The organism is Kribbella qitaiheensis (assembly GCF_014217565.1).
GTDB classification, from domain to species: Bacteria; Actinomycetota; Actinomycetes; order Propionibacteriales; family Kribbellaceae; genus Kribbella; species Kribbella qitaiheensis_A.
Genome location: NZ_CP043661.1, coordinates 1567622 through 1585684, shown reverse-complemented (window position 1 = coordinate 1585684; position 18063 = coordinate 1567622). Strand labels below are relative to the sequence as shown.

The 18063-nt window shown below is 67.8% G+C and carries 12 protein-coding genes; 8 read left to right on the top strand and 4 right to left on the bottom strand.

Annotation, left to right across the window (positions count from 1 at the left end; translation table 11 throughout):
- Nucleotides 1–3: 3 nt before the first annotated feature.
- A complete protein-coding gene (locus F1D05_RS39860) occupies nucleotides 4–291 on the bottom strand; it encodes an OmpA family protein (protein WP_246486489.1) in 288 nt (95 codons plus the stop codon).
- Nucleotides 233–1237 carry a hypothetical protein gene (locus F1D05_RS07140; protein WP_246486488.1) on the bottom strand — a complete coding sequence of 335 codons (1005 nt, stop codon included), beginning with the start codon at nucleotides 1235–1237 and terminating at the stop codon, nucleotides 233–235. The genes F1D05_RS39860 and F1D05_RS07140 overlap by 59 nt, the downstream gene beginning before the upstream one ends.
- A 233-nt stretch (nucleotides 1238–1470) precedes the next feature.
- On the opposite strand from F1D05_RS07140, the gene F1D05_RS07135 reads away from it, so the two are divergent.
- The 3 genes from F1D05_RS07135 to F1D05_RS07125 all read left to right on the top strand — a co-directional run bounded on the left by F1D05_RS07135 (nucleotide 1471) and on the right by F1D05_RS07125 (nucleotide 4680).
- On the top strand, nucleotides 1471–2763 hold the full coding sequence (locus F1D05_RS07135) for a glycoside hydrolase family 18 protein (RefSeq protein ID WP_185446548.1): 1293 nt from the start codon (nucleotides 1471–1473) through the stop codon (nucleotides 2761–2763).
- Between the two features lie 334 nt (nucleotides 2764–3097).
- Nucleotides 3098–3775, top strand: a complete 678-nt coding sequence (locus F1D05_RS07130) for a winged helix-turn-helix domain-containing protein (RefSeq protein WP_185446547.1) — start codon at nucleotides 3098–3100, stop codon at nucleotides 3773–3775.
- A gap of 38 nt (nucleotides 3776–3813) precedes the next feature.
- Nucleotides 3814–4680, top strand: coding sequence for a phosphotransferase family protein (locus F1D05_RS07125; RefSeq protein WP_185446546.1), 867 nt, complete (start codon nucleotides 3814–3816; stop codon nucleotides 4678–4680).
- 264 nt (nucleotides 4681–4944) lie between these two features.
- On the opposite strand, the gene F1D05_RS07120 is transcribed toward F1D05_RS07125, so the two are convergent.
- A complete protein-coding gene (locus F1D05_RS07120; protein ID WP_246486487.1) occupies nucleotides 4945–9318 on the bottom strand; it encodes a S8 family serine peptidase in 4374 nt (1457 codons plus the stop codon).
- A 330-nt stretch (nucleotides 9319–9648) separates the two neighbouring features.
- Here F1D05_RS07120 and F1D05_RS07115 point away from each other — a divergent pair, with 330 nt between their 5' ends.
- Nucleotides 9649–10269, top strand: a complete 621-nt coding sequence (locus tag F1D05_RS07115; RefSeq protein ID WP_185446544.1) for a winged helix-turn-helix domain-containing protein — start codon at nucleotides 9649–9651, stop codon at nucleotides 10267–10269.
- An 83-nt stretch (nucleotides 10270–10352) separates the two neighbouring features.
- Nucleotides 10353–11528 carry a threonine synthase gene (locus tag F1D05_RS07110; RefSeq protein WP_185446543.1) on the top strand — a complete coding sequence of 392 codons (1176 nt, stop codon included), beginning with the start codon at nucleotides 10353–10355 and terminating at the stop codon, nucleotides 11526–11528.
- 61 nt (nucleotides 11529–11589) lie between these two features.
- Here F1D05_RS07110 and F1D05_RS07105 read toward each other — a convergent pair whose 3' ends face one another.
- Nucleotides 11590–13578, bottom strand: coding sequence for an alpha-1,4-glucan--maltose-1-phosphate maltosyltransferase (locus tag F1D05_RS07105; RefSeq protein ID WP_185446542.1), 1989 nt, complete (start codon nucleotides 13576–13578; stop codon nucleotides 11590–11592).
- A 261-nt stretch (nucleotides 13579–13839) separates the two neighbouring features.
- On the opposite strand from F1D05_RS07105, the gene glgP reads away from it, so the two are divergent.
- The 3 genes from glgP to F1D05_RS07090 all read left to right on the top strand — a co-directional run bounded on the left by glgP (nucleotide 13840) and on the right by F1D05_RS07090 (nucleotide 17955).
- Nucleotides 13840–16437: an alpha-glucan family phosphorylase gene (gene glgP, locus F1D05_RS07100; RefSeq protein WP_185446541.1), complete on the top strand. Its 2598-nt coding sequence runs from the start codon at nucleotides 13840–13842 to the stop codon at nucleotides 16435–16437.
- A gap of 224 nt (nucleotides 16438–16661) precedes the next feature.
- A complete protein-coding gene (locus F1D05_RS41865; RefSeq protein WP_281388920.1) occupies nucleotides 16662–16985 on the top strand; it encodes a dihydrofolate reductase family protein in 324 nt (107 codons plus the stop codon).
- Between the two features lie 34 nt (nucleotides 16986–17019).
- Entirely contained in the window at nucleotides 17020–17955 is a 936-nt protein-coding gene (locus F1D05_RS07090; protein WP_185446540.1) for a DMT family transporter, read from the top strand.
- Nucleotides 17956–18063 lie beyond the last annotated feature (108 nt).

The following is an 18063-nucleotide window of genomic DNA, read 5'->3' as shown; positions in this document are numbered from 1 at the left end:
CGGCTAGGGGACGCGGAGTTCGACGCGGCGGTTGGCGACGCGGCCGGCGCCGGTGCTGTTCGAGGCGATCGGGTGGGATTCGCCGTAGCCGCGGCTGGTGATGCGATCGGCCGGTACGCCGAGCCGGACCAGTGCCGCCTTCACCGCGTCGGCTCGCTGCTGCGACAACGGCAGGCTGGTCGCCGTACTGCCGAGATTGTCGGTGTATCCGGCGACCTCGACCCTGGCGGTGTCACAGCTCTTCAGCAACGCGGCAGCCCGCAGTACGGACGGACGGGACGCGTCGTTCACGATCGCGGTCCCGGACAGGAAGACGATCTTGTTCTGGGTGGCGAGCTGGGCCAGCCGCGCCTCGAAGGTCTGGCAGGGCCTCGCTGATCGGCGGCTTCGCGATCTGCGGGACGGTTAGCTGGTTCGCGATGACCGCACCCGGCACTGCCGTCGCCGCGGCGCGTGCGGCCGTCGCCTTTGTCGCCTGGTCGGTGACCCGGCCGGTCAGCTTCACGGTCGAGCCGTCGTAGCTGACCGAGGCGTCGCCGGTCGCAGTGGAGAGAGCGCGGAGGAGGGCGGTCACTGCCGTCGCGTTCGAGAGGCCCGAGCTTGGGTCGACGGTGATCTTGTCGTCGAAATCGCTGCCATCCTTGAGCAGCGACTTCACCTCGGCGACGATCGTGTCCTTGGTCGCCTGGTCCTGGACCGCGACAGTGACGGTGAACGACGTGTCCGTCCGGTTCAGACTGAACGGCGCGATGTTGCCCTCGGTGACCTGAGGCGTCGGAGCCACCGTCGCGCTGGAGTCGGCCGTGGTCTCGCTGGGTGTCGTGCCGGGAGCATCGCCGGGCGTCGCGGCCGGGGTCTCGGTGGTCGTCGCGGTGCCGCTGGCAGTGTCGAGGGTGCCGCCGGTCGTGGTGGCGGCGCGGACGCCGTCGACCCTTGCGACCACGTCACGAGCCTGCTGCGCGTCAGCACCGGCCGGTACCACGACGGTCGCGTCCCGGCCGTCCATGGTGACCTGAACCCCGTTGATTCCCTGGGCTTGCAGAGCGGCCAGCGAGCGGTCGCGCAGGTCGTCCTCGGTGGGGCCGGTCCTCGTCACGAGCAGGACGGCCGCGAGTATCGCGGGGACGAGTACGGCCGCGAGCAGCCAGACGAAACCAGGCCGTCGGCGGGCGAGTCCGGTACTCGTCGCGACTGCCGGAATGGGATCGGACCGGTTCTCGTCCGAGGCTCCGGGCACTGTTCCTCCGTCGACTGCGGTCATGCAGACCGTGCGCGCAGAGATTACTCCGTACCGCGCCTCGCGCGCACGCCCGCCCACCCCTCGACATCGGCCATCACCGACCCCGCTGCCGGCGCCGCCGCGTCCGGGGGAGTGATCGCGTGGTCATTTTTATTTCGGTTTCTTCTTTTATTAACTCCTTGTACTCGATAGGGTGCGCTCAGTCCCTCTCCGCCCCCCAGGAGGAACAGATGAGAATCCGCCCCGTACCAACTTTTCTGGCCACGATCGCGCTGCTCGGCGCAGGTGCCGTCCCGGCCGCCGTCGCTGCCGAACCACGCGAGACGGCCGTGCCCACCGCGGCGCAGGCGCCCGTAGTACGGCCTCAGCAGGATGTCGTCGGCCAGCAGGACGGCAATGCCGTCGCGGCCGGCAAGAAGGTCGTCGGCTACTTCACCGAGTGGGGTGTCTACGACCGCAACTACCACGTGAAGAACGTCAAGACGAGCGGTTCCGCCGCGAAGCTGACCAACATCGTCTACGCCTTCGGCAACACCACCGGCGGCCGCTGCACGATGGGTGACGCCTACGCGGCGTACGACAAGTACTACGACGCGGCCGGCTCCGTCGACGGCGTCGCCGACACCTGGGACACCGGTGCGCTGCGCGGCAACTTCAACCAGTTGCGCAAGCTCAAGAAGCAGTTCCCGAACATCAAGGTGGTCTGGTCGTTCGGCGGCTGGACCTGGTCGGGCGGCTTCACCCAGGCCGCGCAGAACCCGACGGCGTTCGCCGACTCCTGCTACAGCCTGATCAAGGACCCGCGCTGGGCCGATGTCTTCGACGGCATCGACATCGACTGGGAGTACCCGAACGCCTGCGGCCTGAGCTGCGACACCTCCGGCCCGAACGCCTTCAACAACATCATCACGGCACTCCGGAACCGCTTCGGCTCGTCCGCGCTCGTCACGGCGGCGATCACGGCCGACGGCACCAGCGGCGGCAAGATCGACGCGACCAACTACGCCACCGCGGCGCAGAAGCTCGACTGGATCATGCCAATGACGTACGACTACTTCGGCGCCTTCGCGGCACAGGGCCCGACCGCACCGCACTCGCCGCTGACCTCGTACTCCGGGATCCCGACCGCCGGTTTCTACAGCGACGCGGCGATCCAGAAGCTCAAGACGAGGGGCATCCCGTCGTCGAAGATCCTGCTCGGCATCGGCTTCTACGGCCGCGGCTGGAGCGGGGTCACGCAGGCCGCTCCCGGTGGGCGTGCGACCGGTGCGGCGCCCGGTAAGTACGAGGCCGGGATCGAGGACTACAAGCTGATCTCCACCCGTTGCCCATCGAACGGGACGGTCGGCGGTACGGCGTACGCGTTCTGCAACGGGCAGTGGTGGGGGTACGACACCCCGGCGACGATCCGCAACAAGATGACGTACGCGAACAACCAGGGTCTCGGCGGCGCCTTCTTCTGGGAGCCGTCCGGGGACACCACCGCCGGTGCGCTGATCACCGCGGTCAAGACCATCGGCTGATCCGGAAGCCGATTCCCCGGCGTCCGGAACCTCCTGCCCCGTCCGGCAGCAGGTTCCGGACGCCCCGCCACGCGCCCCCGCTCGCCTCTTGCGTCCGAAGAAGCGGAGGGACCTGCGCTGCGCTTCTTCGGACGTTAGGAGGTGGTGCGACTGTGTGCGACGGGGAAGGCCCTTTCCGTGGCGCTACGTAGACCGATCGGGCCCGCCGCTGTCCTGTGTCGGACAGGGCGCAGATGTGCCACGTCGGTGCGCAGGAAATCCCTTGACTTAACCTTCGCGGTTGGCCGTACTGGTCCCTTCGCCCGACCCGGCAAGCGTTGACAGGAGGGGCTCCATGGAGAGGCTGCCGGACTCGTCCTTGATCATCGGCGTGGCCACGTCCACAGCCGAGCGGGTGAACCTCGCCCGCCTGCTCGCCGACGCCGACTCGCTGCTACTGGTCTCCAGTGCCGAACAGGCCAGAGCCTTCCTCGACCTGACGACGGCGGCCGAGACCACTCCCGTAGTACTTACTCCCGCATTAGTAGCCGCAGCACCCCGCGGCACCGTCACGGCTCAGATCGAGTCAGTACCCCTGCCCGCGTCCTCACCCACCCCCGACCTCCGCCCAGCCCTGCTCGGCTCTCTAGTTGGTGGGCCGGTCGGAGTGCAGGCTTCTCGCGAGGCTCTGTCGCGTACGACGGCTCCGGTGGGAGAGCAGGTCGTGCTCGGGGCTCCTGCTGCGGTGGAGGAGCTCAGCCTCGACGTACATCGGCGGGTCGTCCGCTGGAAGGACCGGGAGATCTCCCTGACCCGGCTGGAGCATGACTTCCTGCACTGCCTGGTCACCGAACCCGGCCGCGTCTGGACCTACCAACGCCTCCATCTGGCCGTTTGGGGCAACGAACACCTCGGCCACGGCTCGCACATCCACTCGGTGGTCAAACGCCTCCGTCAAAAACTCACCGAACTAGGCGCCGCCGTCACCATCCACGCAGTACGAGGCGTCGGCTTCCACCTCCTCCCCGCCTGACCTCACGCGCTGTCGGTGGGCGCTGGTAGGTGTGGGGGATGAGTGACGCGGAGGCTGATCGGTGTTGGGGCTCGTTGAGACGCACGGAGTACGGCGAGTTGGTAGAGGTGCGCACGCTTGCCGGCGGTGCATCCGGATCGGCCGTGTACCAACTGAAAACCAGCCAGGGCGACGAATTCGTCCTGAAGGTCAATCGAAACCCTGAGCAGGCCAACCGCGAGCTGATCGTCTACCGCGATCTCGCCGCACTGCTACCAGTACGCCTGCCGACCTTGATCGCCGAAGCCGACCACTGCCTACTCCTCAAATCAGCCGGTACGCCGGCGGACGCAGCCCGCTTCTCCACAGCCGACTGGAAAACCCTCGCAATCCAACTCGGCCACCTGCTAGCCCCCACCACCTGTCACGCCCTCGTGCCCCCAACGCACATCCCCCGACCTGGCTCGCTTGCTCGCTCTGCCCAGATCTGGGCAGAGCTTGGCCATGACGTAGCGGACGTCTTGGCGGACCTACCGCGAATGGACTCCGCGCTCGCGGAGCTGCCCACCTGCCTGTGTCACGGCGACTTCCACCTGGGCAACCTCCTGGTCGACCCAGCCGGCGACTTCGTCTGGATCGACTGGCAGGAGACCGGCCCCGGCCACGGCCCAGAAGACCTAGCCCTCCTCTGGCAACGCGCCGAAGCAGCCGGCCTGACGCCACCCCGAGACACGATGCTCACGACGTACGCCAAAGCCCGTGGCATCCCGAACGACACACGGCTACGCCGCGCGACCACGGCAGCCGAGCTCCAACTCCTACTGCTCTCCTGGCCCCACTTCCTCGGCCACCTCGGCGACGTCGCCCGCACCCGCCTGTCCACCCGCCTCGAGTCGTCGCTGGATATCTGGAGAGCCGATCCCTGATGGCCGCGATCTCACCAGTTCAGCGCCAGCCGAGCGGACCGCCAGCCGGGCAGTGGTCGCGACTCCCGTGAGAGATCGTGCCATTGAGCGTCACCGATCGGTGGCCCCAGAACCACTGCCTGGCTGGGAGTCCGTCCCCGGGCTCAGCGCCGGCTACCAGCGAGCTCGTCGCGTCGCCACCAGCCCAGGCCCGCGGCGCGTAGTACCAAGAAACCGGCCCCGCCCAGAAGAACTGGGCGGGGCCGGGGGAGTGCTGGGCCGGGACTACTTGGTGGCCTTCAGAGCGAAGTTCTCGATGACCGGGGTGCCGGCTACCAACTTCGTGGTGCGGGTTTGGGGCTTGTAGCCGTCCTTGGCGGCGATCAGCGTGAGCGGGTTGTTGCGACGGTCCAGCCAGTAGGCGTAGTTGCCGTCCTTGTCGGTGATGAAGGTGTACGACGACGCCCAGGAGTCGACCTCGACGGTCGCGCCCGGCAGGGGAGCGGTGACGCCGGAGATGCTGACACCCGTTACGGTGCCGAGCAGCTTGCTCCAGGTGGTCGGCGGCGTGACGTTCATCTTCACGTCGACCGGGTTCACGGTGTACGGCGTGTTCTCGCCGATGGTGACCGTGGCCGTGTAGGTGCCCGGCTGGTCGACCGTCGCGCTCAGGCCGACCTTGACGACGACCTTCTCGCCCGGTGCCAAGGTGGCCTCGGTCCGGTCGACGGTCAGCCAGCTGACGTCGGCGGAGGATTCGGAGCAGTCCTCGAGACCGGGCAGTACTTCGCTGCTGGCGGTCGCGTTGAACGATCCGGACGAACCACCGATCTTGTAGAAGCCGCACGCCGCGCCACCGCGGTACCGCGGCTGGTTGGCGTTCGGCGTGGCGGCCCAGGTGTTGGCGGCCGCGTCGTAGGCGAAACCGGCGTTGGTGATGGCGCCGGCCTGGACGCCGCCGACGACGATCAGCTTGCCGCCGGCAACCGAGTTGGACGAGGCCCAGTGGTCGGCCGGAGCGTCCGCGATCGGGGACCAGGCGTTGGCCGACGGGTCGAAGACGTAGCCGCCCTTCTGCGCCGCTGCTCCGTCGTTACCGCCGGAGCAGTAGACCTTGCCGTCGATCGCGCCGCAGGCCAGGAACGCCACCGACTTCGGGTAGTTGGCAACCGTCGACCAGCTGTTGGCTGCCGCGTCGTACGCGACGACCGAGTTGGACATCGGGGTGCAGTTGGCGGAGGTGCAGCCACCGACGGCGTACAGCTTGCCGTCGAGGACAGCGGTGCCTGCGGCCGCCCGGGGAGCCGGGTTGGCGGCCACTGCGGACCAGGCGTTCGTGGCCGGGTCGAAGGACCAGGTCGCGGCGTCCGGACCGGAGGTGCCCCAGCCGCTGCTGGCGATGATCTTGCCACCGACAGCACCGACGCTGACCGCGTTGCGGGCACCCGGCAGCGGGGCGATGGCGGTCCAGGCCAACGTGGCCGGATCGTAGCCGTAGTTGTTCGCCGACGAGGCCGATCCGTTGCCACCGGCAATGGAGTAGATCTTGCCGTCGACGTTGACCGTCCGGTTGTCCATCACGACCGCCGGGTAGTCGGCGATGTTCTGCCACGGGGCCGCGAGCGGCTTGACCGGAGCGGCGGCGCCGTTCGTCTTGCCGGCCAGTTTGCTGCCGAACGAGGTCGGCACCTGCAGCCGCTGCAGCGGGGCACCGGTGCCGGTCAGCACCTGCGCCTTGGTGGTGGTGCTGCCGTTCGCGTTCTGCAGTACGAAGCCACCGTCGCGCTCACCGAACTTCAGGTCGACCGGCGCGCCGCCGGTGTTGGTGACAGTGAACGACTTGGTGACCTTGCCGTCCGGCATCTTCAGGTTGGCCGAGATCGCCGACGGGGTGACACTGATCCGGCCGGCCGCGAGCGTGAAGTCGGCCGGGGTGACCCAGTCGGCTTCGACGTCGACCGACTGGTTCGCGGTGACGTAGTTGCCGGCCTTGGCGGTGAAGCCGTGCGCGCCGGAGTCCGACGAGTACAGCCAGTAGAAGCCGTCGGCCAGACCGGTGTCCTCCGGCGTGGCGACGGTGGTCGCGGTCTCGGCCGGCTTGTCGTCACGGGTGACGACGGCGCCGTTCACGAAGCCGCCGGTGTTGGCGTCCTTGACGTTGCCGACGACGAGACCGCCGCCGGTCGGCTCACAGGTGACGGTGCTGCCGATCAGGACGTTGTCGACCTCCCACCACCACTCGTACGAGGCGTCCCAGTAGTGGAAACGAACCTGTACCGCGGACTTGCCGGCCGCCTGCGGGATCGCGATCTCCTTGACACCGCGGGCGTCGGCGATCTGGGTGACCAGAGTGGTCCAGGTGGCGCCACCGTCGATCGACAGATCGACATCGGCCTTCTCGCCACTGAGCCAGTTGAGGTCCTGGTTGAAGCGGACCACCGGAGTGGTGACCGCGCTGAGGTCGACGACCGGACTGACCAAGGAGGTGTCCTGGGTCTGACCGGAGCCGTACTTGTCGCTGTCGATGATCGCGAAGCCACCGGTGCCACCGGTCAGGTTGCCGCGGTTGCCGACGTCGGTGAACTTCCAGGTCTGGCCGTTGTTCTTGTTGTCGACGACGGTCCAGCCACTCGGCGCCGCGGTGCCGTCGAAGGTCTCGTAGACCCCGTCCGAGCCGTTGCGGTAGCCGGGTGCGGTCAGGCAGCTGTCGCCGCGAACCGGGACGGCGACATTCTTGGTGACGTTGCCCGCGCCGACCGTGATCGGCTGGCTGACGGTCTGGTAGCCCGGGTACTGCGACTCGACCTTCAGCGAGTACGACGCGCTGGACGGCACCTTGAGGCTGTACCGGCCGTTGGTCGGGGTGGTGTAGTCGAAGACGCCACCGGGACCCTCGACGCTCACCTTCGCGTACAGCGGCCAGCCGTGGCCGGAGCCGTCCGTGATGGTGCCACCGACGTTGACCGTCGGAGCGGACGCGAGCGTGAAATCCTTCGTCGTGGTCGTGTTGACCGCGACAGTCGCGGTGCCGCTCTGGCCGACGTAGCCGAAGGCGGCCACGGCGAGGGAGTAGTCACCGGCCGGCAGGATGGCGTTGTAGCTGCCGTCCGCCGAGGTGGTCAGGACCTTGTCCTGGGCACCGGTCTGGCTGACCTTCACCGAGGCGCCCGAGATGGCGGCGCCACCGGTTGCGGTGACCTTGCCCTTGAGGGTGCCGGTGTCGCCGACCGGGGCCGCGTTCAGCAGTGCGAGCGCGTCGAGCCGGCCTTCACCGTAGACGTTGTTGTCGTCCGTGGTGCCGCCACACTGGGCGTCGGCCTTGTCGACCGCGGTGTTGTCGAGCAGCGCGCGGGTGGCCGCGACGTCGCCCTTCAGGCTCGGTGCACCCGACCACAGCAGCGCGATGACGCCCGCGAGGTGCGGGGTGGCCATCGAGGTGCCGTTGAAGGAGCCGTAGGTGTTGCCGGGCAGGCTGGAGCGGATGTTGACGCCCGGTGCCGAGATGTTCGGCTTGATGACGCCGTTCTGTCCGGCGCCACGGCCGGAGAAGGAGGCGATGTTGTTGTTGATGTCGTAGGCGCCGGCGGAGTAGGTGCTCTCCTCGCTGCCCGGCGAGCCGCTGCTGTTACACGCCGAACCGCTGTTGCCGTTGGCGAACACACCGAAGATGCCGGACGCGGTCCAGGCGTTGGTGACGTCCTCCATGAACGGGTCGTTGGACGGCAGCGTGCTGCCCCACGAGTTGTTGATGACGTTCGGCCGCTTGCTCGCGTCCGGGTTCTGGCCGGCGAGGTTGGTCGGCTCGAGCATCCACTGACCGGAGCTGATCAGTGCGTCGTCGCTCGGGCAGCAGCCGTTGGCCGCGATCCACTTGACGCCCGGTGCGACGCCGACCTGGTTGCCCGCGCCGTCGTCGCCGGCCATCGTGCCCATCGTGTGGGTGCCGTGGCCGTTGCCGTCGGCCGGCGCGTTCGGCGAGGTGCCGGCCGCGTCGAACCAGTTGTAGTTGTGGTCGAACTGGCCGTTGCCCAGGTTGCCGCGGTACTGGTTCACCAGCGCCGGGTGGTCGTACTGGACGCCGGTGTCGATGCTGGCCACCGTGATGCCGGCGCCCTTGTCACCGTACTGCGACCAGACCTGGTCGGCCTTGACGTTCGCGATGCCCCACTCGACCGCGTTGATCTGGCGCTCGTTGGTGCCGGCCGTGGTCTTCGGAATCTCATATTTGACCGGGTTGTAGATCCCCTCGACCTCGGTGTGCCCGGCCAGGCTCTGGGCCATCTCCAGCGAACCGCCCTTGACGACGATCGCGTTCGTGGCCCAGTAGGTCTTGTACGACGCGTGCGCCGCGTCCAGTTCTGCCTTGACTCCTGCCTGGCTCTCGGTGGCGGCCTTCTTCAGCGCCGCGGCGACCGCGGTACCGCGCTGGTTCCAGTCGCTGATGGCGCCGGCCTTGCCCAGGTCGGCCTTGGCGCTGAAGCGGATCCAGAAGTCGGTCGCCTCCTTGGCGTCGTTGCCCTGCAGCTTCGACAGAAGATCAGGCTTGATCTTGGCAGCCGGTGCGGGCGTTCCGCTGGGCTTGGTGGGTGGTGCCGCCTGCGCGGAACCGGCGGCGGCCAGTCCCGTCGTGACGACGGCGACCGCCGCCAGAGCACTCACCAGCGACCTGGCGAGTCCCCTTCTTCGTTGATGTGACATCTCTGCAGCCCCTCACTTGTACTTCCCCGAGTCGGCCCCCGAGCCAACTTGCTTCAGGTGCAGGGCATCGCAGGGTCCAGGGTGGTGAACCGGTTTTGCGAACGCTCCGTGCCCCCCAGGTCGCGACGTGTTACGCAGCGAGCCTGCCGAGGACCTTATGTGTCACGAGAACGCCGGAACAAGCACACTTGGTGAGCAAGATGTCACTAGCGGTTGGCTGCTTCGAGGCAAAGCTCGCCATTATTTGTCAATCCGTTGACGATTAAGGGCAGAGGTTGACACCGTAGCCGGATGGTCACCGCCCGTGTCCCCGCCCCAGGGAACCGAGCTGACGACGGAGCGATCGATCTCACCGAGTCCGTCCTGCAGCCGTTCCCCTTGCTCATCGCCGTGGCCGCCTCGCTGGAGGAGCGGGTCCGGCTGGCCGAACTGGTCGACGACGTGGCCCCGCTGCTGCTCGTCTCCAGCCTGGACGAACTCCGCAAACTGCTCACGCCCGCGCAGCAGCCGGTTCCTCCCGAGCAACCCGAACCGCCCGAGCCGGTGGTCGAACCCGTCGCCCGGTCGGGGCCGGAGCGGATACCGCGGCCGGCCGACGTACTGACCATCGATTCGGCCCGATCGGTCGCGCAGTGGCGGGACCAGGAGGTTCCGCTGACCGATCTGGAGCACGATCTGATGCTCCAGTTGACGATCGAGCCGTTGCGGACGTGGACCTACGAGGCATTGCATCAAGCGGTCTGGCGGAATCGGCACCTGCGCGGTACGGCGGATGTGCATTCGCTGGTGAAGCGGCTGCGGCGCAAGCTCGACGAACTCGGCACCACGGTCACCATCGACTCCGTCCGGGGTACCGGCTTCCGGCTCACGGATCACCAACGTCCTTCGATTACGGGGTTGCGCGCCGGCTGATCCCGTTGCGTCCGAAGGAGTGAGGGGCAGGACCCTCACTCCTTCGGACGCAACGGATTCGTAGCGGGGTAGCCTCTGAAATCGTGCGCTTCTCAGCCTTGCGTCAGCTCGAATGTCCCAAGTGCGGTCTGGTCTACGACCCCGATCAGGTGATCGGGCTCTGCGACTGCGGCTCGCCTCTACTGGCCCGCTACGACCTCGACGAGGTGCGTGCGGGCCTGACCAAGGAAAAGGTCGCCTCTCGCGGCCCCGATCTCTGGCGGTACCACGAGCTGCTCCCGGTCCGGGACGTGGCGAACGTGGTCAGCCTGGGGGAGGGGATGACCCCGCTGCTCGGCTTACCGAGGTACGGGCGCGAGCTCGGCGTACCGGACCTGCTGATGAAGGACGAGGGTCTGATCCCGACCGGCACCTTCAAGGCGCGCGGTGCGGCGGTCGGAGTCTCGCGCGGCTTCGAGGTCGGCGTACGGAAGATCGCGATGCCGACGAACGGGAACGCCGGGTCGGCCTGGGCGACGTACGCGGCCCGGGCCGGGATGGAGGCGCTGATCGCGATGCCGATCGCGGCACCCGAGATCTGCCGGCGCGAGGTGAAGGTCGTCGGGGCCGAGCTGAAGCTGATCGACGGGTTGATCGGTGATGCCGGTGCGTGGATCCGCGAGCAGTTGGCGATCCGCGAGGGCTACCAGGACGTGTCGACGTTGAAGGAGCCCTACCGGATCGAGGGCAAGAAGACGATGGGTCTGGAGATCGCGGAGCAGCTGGGCTGGAAGCTGCCGGACGTGATCCTCTACCCGACCGGTGGTGGCGTCGGGCTGATCGGGATCTGGAAGGCGCTCGCGGAGCTGGCCGAGCTCGGCTGGGTCGAGGGTCCGATGCCGCGGCTGGTCGCGGTACAGGCCACCGGGTGCGCGCCGATCGTGCAGGCGTGGGAGAAAGGCCTGCCCGAGAGCGAGCCCTGGGTCGATGCGAAGACCGTTGCCTTCGGCATCACCGTGCCGAAGGCGCTCGGCGATTTCCTTGTCCTGCGAGCGATCGCGGAGACCGACGGCTGTGCGATCGCGGTCGACGACGAGGAGATCCTCGCCGCTCAGCGCCGCTGCGCCGAGCTCGAAGGCTCCTTCATCTGCCCCGAAGGCGCCGCCAACTTCGCCGCCGTGAAGCAGCTCCGTGAGTCCGGCTGGATCAAGGCCGACGACCAGGTCGTGGCCTTGAACACCGGCACGGGCTTGAAGTACCCGGAGACCGTCCCGCTCTGACCGCTTGTGTCCGAAGAACCGTGGGGCCTGACCCTCGCCTCTTCGGACGCAACCGGTGTCCTCAGGCTTGGCCGCGGCGGACGGCGAGGATGTGGCAGGGCTCGCCGTTGGGGTCGAGCTTGATGTAGTTCTGCTGACCCCAGCGCCAGGTGGCGCCGCTGATCTCGTCGTACACGGTGAAGGTGTCCTCGGGACGCATCCCGAGCGCGGCCATGTCCAGGTGGACCATCGACTCGCGGACCGCGTGCGGGTCGGTGTTCACCACGACGATGACGGTGTCACTGTGCCCGTCGGGGCCGGTGATCCGCTTGGAGTAGCACATGATCTGCTCGTCATCGACCTTGTGCAGGCTCAGGTTGCGCAGTTGCTGCAACGCGGGGTGCCGGCGGCGGATGTTGTTCAGCAGCGTGATGTACGGCGCCAGCGTGCGACCCTCGTCGGCAGCCGCCTCCCAGTCGCGCGGCCGGAGCTGGAACTTCTCGGTGTCCAGATACTCCTCGGATCCCGGCCGGAGCGCGACGTGCTCGAACAACTCGAAGCCTGCGTACACACCCCACGCGGGCGCGGAGGTCGCGGCGATCGCGGCACGGATCTTGAACGCGCCCGGACCGCCGTACTGCAGGTAGGCCGTCAGGATGTCCGGCGTGTTCACGAAGAAGTTCGGCCGCAGGAAGTGCCCGGTCTCCTGGGTCAGCTCCTGCAGGTACTCCTCCAGCTCCCACTTCTCGTTGCGCCAGGTGAAGTAGGTGTAGGACTGGTGGAAGCCGACCTTCGCCAGCTCCTGCATCATCGGCCGCCGGGTGAAGGCCTCGGACAGGAAGATCACGTCCGGGTCGGTCTTGCGGACCTCGCCGAGCAGCCATTCCCAGAAATTCACCGGCTTGGTGTGCGGGTTGTCGACCCGGAACACGGTGACGCCGTGCGAGATCCACAGCTTCACGATCCTCAGGACCTCGGCGTAGATCCCCTCGGGATCGTTGTCGAAGTTGATCGGGTAGATGTCCTGGTACTTCTTCGGCGGGTTCTCGGCGTACGCGATCGAGCCGTCGGCGCGGACCGAGAACCACTTCGGGTGCTCGGTCACCCACGGGTGGTCCGGCGAGGCCTGCAGCGCGAAGTCGATCGCCACCTCGAGACCGAGCTCGCGGGCACGCCCGACGAAGTAGTCGAAGTCCTCGAAGGTGCCGAGCTCCGGGTGGATCGCGTCGTGCCCGCCGTCGGCCGACCCGATCGCCCACGGCGAACCCGGGTCACCCGGCTTCGGGTCGAGCGTGTTGTTCGGGCCCTTGCGGTACGACTGGCCGACCGGGTGCACCGGCGGGACATAGAGGACGTCGAACCCCATCTTGGCGACGGCGTCGAGCCGCTCCGCCGCAGTACGGAAGGTGCCGGACTGCCATTCCCCGGTGCCTTCGTCGTACTTCGCGCCTTCGGAGCGCGGGAAGAATTCGTACCAGCTGCCGTACAGCGCGAGCCGGCGGTCGACCCAGACCGGGAAGGTCTCCGACGACGTGATCAGCTCGCGCACCGGGTACCGCCCGAGCGCGGCGCGGACCTGCGGCGAGATCCCGGCGGCCAACCGTGCCTCGGGCGGCAACGATCCGTTGGCCAGCGCCTGCGCGGCGTCGCTCAACGTGCTGCGGTCCACGCGCACCGCCGGCGGCACACCGGCCGCGGCCCGGTCGAAGAAGGCGGCGCCCTCGGCGAACATCAGGTCGACGTCCATGCCGGCCGGGATCTTGATCTCGGCGTTGTGCCGCCACGTCCCGTACGGGTCGCTCCAGCCCTCGACCGCGAACGTCCACGCGCCCTGCTCCTGCAGGGTGACGTCGACGGTCCACTGATCGCTGCCCTGTCCGACAGGGGCCATCAGCATCCGTCTGGTCTGTCCCGTCGGCGAGGTCAGTACGACGTTCGCGTTCACCGCGTCGTGGCCTTCGCGGAACACGTTGGCCGCGATGGTGAATGTCTCGCCGACCGACGACTTGGCCGGATACGCTCCGGCGTCGACGGTCGGGCTGACGTCGGTGATCGGGATGCGCCCAGTCATGGAGTTGTCCAACCTTCGCTTTCCGGCTAGCGGGGACAGAGAAGTACAGCACTGACGTTATCGGTTCCCCATAGTCCGACGCACCATTCACACGCGGTCCCACCCCACCGCCCGGTCCGGGCAGTGATCACAGTTCGGACCTTGTGTCTCACCGGCCGGTCATGCCGGGCAACTGGTCTGGTCCTGCAAGATCTTGCTCGCGTTGCAAGATTGATGCATCCCGAGGGTGTTCTGACCGTCCGGGGCCGGTACGGTGTCCCGGTGCGAGCGATACGACGATTCTCCGTCCGCCCTGTCCTGCCCGAGCCGCTGACCGGTCTCGGCACCCTGGTGAACAACCTTCGCTGGGCCTGGCACCCCGAGACACAAGATGTGTTCGAGGCTGTCGACCCCCAGCTTTGGCGGTCCACCGGTGGTGATCCGGTCCGGCTCCTCGGTGAGGTCCCGGCGGCCCGGCTCGACGAGCTGGCGAACGACCATGCCTTCCTGCGCCGGCTCGAGCTGGCTGTGGCCGACCTGACCGGATACGTGACCGACGAGCGGTGGTTCCAGGCCGAGGCCGGTACGCCGGTCAACTCGGTCGCCTACTTCTCCCCGGAATTCGGCATCACCCACGTGCTGCCGCAGTACTCCGGTGGTCTCGGCATCCTGGCCGGTGACCACCTGAAGGCGGCCAGCGACCTCGGTGTGCCGCTGATCGGTGTCGGCCTTCTCTACCGGCACGGGTACTTCGTGCAGTCGCTGAACCGCGAGGGCTGGCAGCAGGAGCGCTACCCGCTGGTCGACCCGGACGGGCTGCCGATCAGCCTGCTCCGCGACGGCGACGCGCCTGCCGTCGTGACGGTCGCGCTGCCGGACGGCCGCGAGTTGCACGCGCAGATCTGGGTCGCCCAGGTCGGCCGGGTGCCGCTGCTGATGCTCGACTCCGACATCGAGGAGAACGAGGCCGCCGAGCGCGAGGTCACCGACCGGCTGTACGGCGGTACGACCGAGCACCGGCTGCTGCAGGAACTCCTGCTCGGCGTCGGCGGCGTCCGCGCAGTACGGGCGTACTGCAGGATCACCGGCCACGCGGCGCCGGAGGTGTTCCACACCAACGAGGGTCACGCCGGCTTCCTCGGCATCGAGCGGATCCGCGAGCTCGCCACCGACCAGAGCCTCGACTTCGACACCGCGCTCGAGGTCGCTCGCGGTGGCACCGTCTTCACCACCCACACGCCGGTCCCGGCCGGTATCGACCGGTTCCCGGTCGAGCTGATCCAGCAGCACTTCTCGCCGGACGTGTTCGGCGAAGGCGTCCCGATCGACCGGATCCTCGCGCTCGGCGCGGAGGACTTCGAGAACGGCGACCCGAGCATCTTCAACATGGCGATCATGGGGCTGCGACTGGCCCAGCGCGCCAACGGTGTCTCCAAGCTGCACGGTGTCGTCAGCCGGGGCATGTTCGCCGGCCTGTGGCCGAGCTTCGACCCGTCCGACGTGCCGATCACGTCGATCACCAACGGCGTGCACGCTCCGACGTGGGTGGCCCGGGAGATCTCGGCGCTCACCTACGCGAATGCCGACCAGGGTGACTCCGAGGGCATGTTCGAGGGTCTGGACAAGACCACCGACGCGCAGCTGTGGGAGACGAAGCGGATGCTTCGGCAGCGCTTCATCGACGACACCCGGGCCCGCGTCCGCGCGTCCTGGGTGAACCGGGGTGCTTCGGAAGCCGAGCTGGGATGGGTCGACTCGATCCTGGACCCCGACGTACTGACGATGGGCTTCGCCCGCCGCGTTCCGTCGTACAAGCGGCTCACGCTGATGCTGCGTGACCCCGCGCGGCTGAAGGCGATGCTGCTGCACCCGCAGCGGCCGATCCAGATCGTCATCGCGGGCAAGGCGCACCCGGCCGACGAGGGTGGCAAGAAGCTGATCCAGGAGATGGTTCGGTTCGCCGACGACCCCGAGGTCCGGCACCGCATCGTGTTCGTGCCCGACTACGACATCGCGCTCGCGCAGCCGATGTACCCGGGCTGCGATGTCTGGCTGAACAACCCGCTCCGGCCGTACGAGGCGTGTGGCACGTCGGGCATGAAGGCGGCGCTGAACGGTGCGCTCAACCTGTCCATCCGCGACGGGTGGTGGGACGAGTGGTACGACGACGAGTTCGGCTGGGCGATTCCTTCGGCTGAGGGGATCGAGGACACCGATCGTCGCGATGACCTCGAGGCGCATGCTTTGTACGACCTGATCGAGAAGCAGGTCGCGCCACGGTTCTACGACGGTGAGGTGCCGGGTCGCTGGATCGAGATGCTCCGGCACACGATCAAGGAGCTCGGCCCGAAGGTGCTCGCCACCCGGATGGTCCGCGACTACGTCGAGCGGCTCTATGTACCGGCGGCGCACTCGTCGCGCGAGCTCAACTCGACGTACGACGGAGCGCGCGAGCTGGCCGCGTGGAAGAAGCGCGTGCGGGCCGCGTGGCCGCAGATCCGCGTCGACCATGTGGAGCTGCAGGGTCTTGGTGATGTGCCGCAGCTCGGCACCACGGTCGGGATCCGCGCGTATGTGACGTTGGGGGATCTGACTTCTTCCGACATCGACGTCGAGGCGCTGCACGGGCGGGTGAACTCGGACGACGAGATCACCGAACCCGTTCGGGTGTCGCTGTCGCTGGCGGAGACGTACGAGGGCAACCGGCACCGCTTCGAGGGCGAACTCAAACTCGACCGCACCGGGCCGTTCGGTTACACGGTCCGGGTTCTTCCGAAGAACGCGATGCTGGCGAGCCCGGCCGAGCTGGGTCTCGCCGCGGGGCCGTCGGACCCCGAAGACCCAGAAACCCCGGACCTCCCAGCAGGTTCTGAGTTCTGAGTTCTCACCACCGCGAGCCCCGCCTACCTCACTAGGCGGGGCTCGCGTGTTTTCCTCACGCTGGCGCCTCACCCCTCACCCCCCTCCTGCGTCGCTCGCTTGGCGCTGAGCTCCCACCCACCCGGTCGGGAGCTCTACGTCGCTCACTCGGCGGAAGCTGTGGCGGTTCTGTTCGCCAGGGGGTAGGTCTGTCCCGACGGACAGGTAATGGCTGGCGGCATCTAGTGCACTCAGGCGCAATCAACCTCCCGCGTACGGCGTACAAGTGGTGCACTACCTGTCGGTCGGGACAGGTTTGGCCGATTGGTGGTGATGCCGAGTGCGATGGCGCCCGCGAAGAGGCTGTCGGCGGCAAGCGGGTAACCGTTCACGGTGCCTGCACCGCACAACGCGCGTTGGAGGCCGGCGTGCTCGATGAGCTTCAGATCCACCAGCTACCGGTGCTGTTCGGAAACGGCAGGGGCCTGGTCGACGTCCTCCCGAGCAGCATCGAGCTGGACATCCTCCGCGTGGTCGACACTCACATCCGCTATCAAGTACGCCACTGAAGCAGATCGCGTCGCGGGTGGCAGGATCTGACGGGTGACGGGTGTTGGGATTCGGGAGTTGCCGGCGGTGGGGTTGGCGGCCGTTGGGGGAGTGGGGTTGGCGGTGCAGGCGCGGCTCAATGGCGGGCTTGGGGCGAGCCTTGGGGATGGGGTCGTTGGCTCGATGATCTCCACCGGGACCGGGATTTTGGTGCTGCTCGCGATCGTGCCTGGTTCGCGTGTGGGTCGTCGGGCGATGCGTCAGATTCGGGAGGCTCTAAGGGTTCAGGGGCTTCGGTGGTGGCAGTGTTTGGGTGGGGTTGCGGGGGCCTTGTATGTCGTGAGTCAAGGTGTCAGCGTCGGGTCGCTCGGCGTCGGGGTTTTCACTGTTGCGGTAGTTGGCGGTACGTCGGCCGGCAGCCTTGCTGTGGATCGGGCGGGGCTTGGGCCGGGTGGGATCCGCGCGATCACCACGCGTCGGGTGATCGGTGCGGCCGCTGGTGTCAGTGCGGTGGCCGTTGCCGGTCATGATCGGTTGACCGGCAACGGTTCTCTGTGGTTGCTCGCGCTTCCTGCGGTCGCCGGGCTTGGGCTGTCTGTGCAATCCGCCCTCAATGGACGAGTCGGCGCGGTCGCCGGGTTTCCCTGGGCCGCCGCGCTGGTCAACTTCGTTGTTGCCGGATGCACCCTTTGCATCGCGCTGCCGATCGAGTTCCTCCTGCGCGGCAAGACGCCCGGGTCGCTCCCGACAGAACTTTGGCTGTACTGCGGCGGCTTCGTCGGCGTCGGCGTGATCGCTATCGCGACCTCGGTCGTCCACCGGCTCGGCGTACTCGTCTTCGGCCTGACCAGCATCGCGGGTCAGCTACTCGGCGCGGTACTCCTCGACACCTTCGGCGCCCACCGCCCACCCGCGACGACCTGGATCGCGATCGCCATCACCCTCGCAGCGGTAGCGATCACGGTGATCAGACCAACGCGCACGCCCTGAGCCCGACGATCACCGGACGTGGATCACGGATGGCGCAGCGGTGGCGATCACGGTGATCAAACCGACGCGCACGCCCTGAGCCCGACGATCACCGGAGGTGGATCACTC

Coding starts and splice junctions, on each gene's coding strand:
- F1D05_RS07135 (WP_185446548.1), top strand. CDS start 1,471: ATGAGAATCCGCCCCGTACCAACTTTTCTGGCCACGATCGCGCTGCTC.
- F1D05_RS07130 (WP_185446547.1), top strand. CDS start 3,098: ATGGAGAGGCTGCCGGACTCGTCCTTGATCATCGGCGTGGCCACGTCC.
- F1D05_RS07125 (WP_185446546.1), top strand. CDS start 3,814: ATGAGTGACGCGGAGGCTGATCGGTGTTGGGGCTCGTTGAGACGCACG.
- F1D05_RS07115 (WP_185446544.1), top strand. CDS start 9,649: ATGGTCACCGCCCGTGTCCCCGCCCCAGGGAACCGAGCTGACGACGGA.
- F1D05_RS07105 (WP_185446542.1), bottom strand. CDS start 13,578: ATGACTGGGCGCATCCCGATCACCGACGTCAGCCCGACCGTCGACGCC.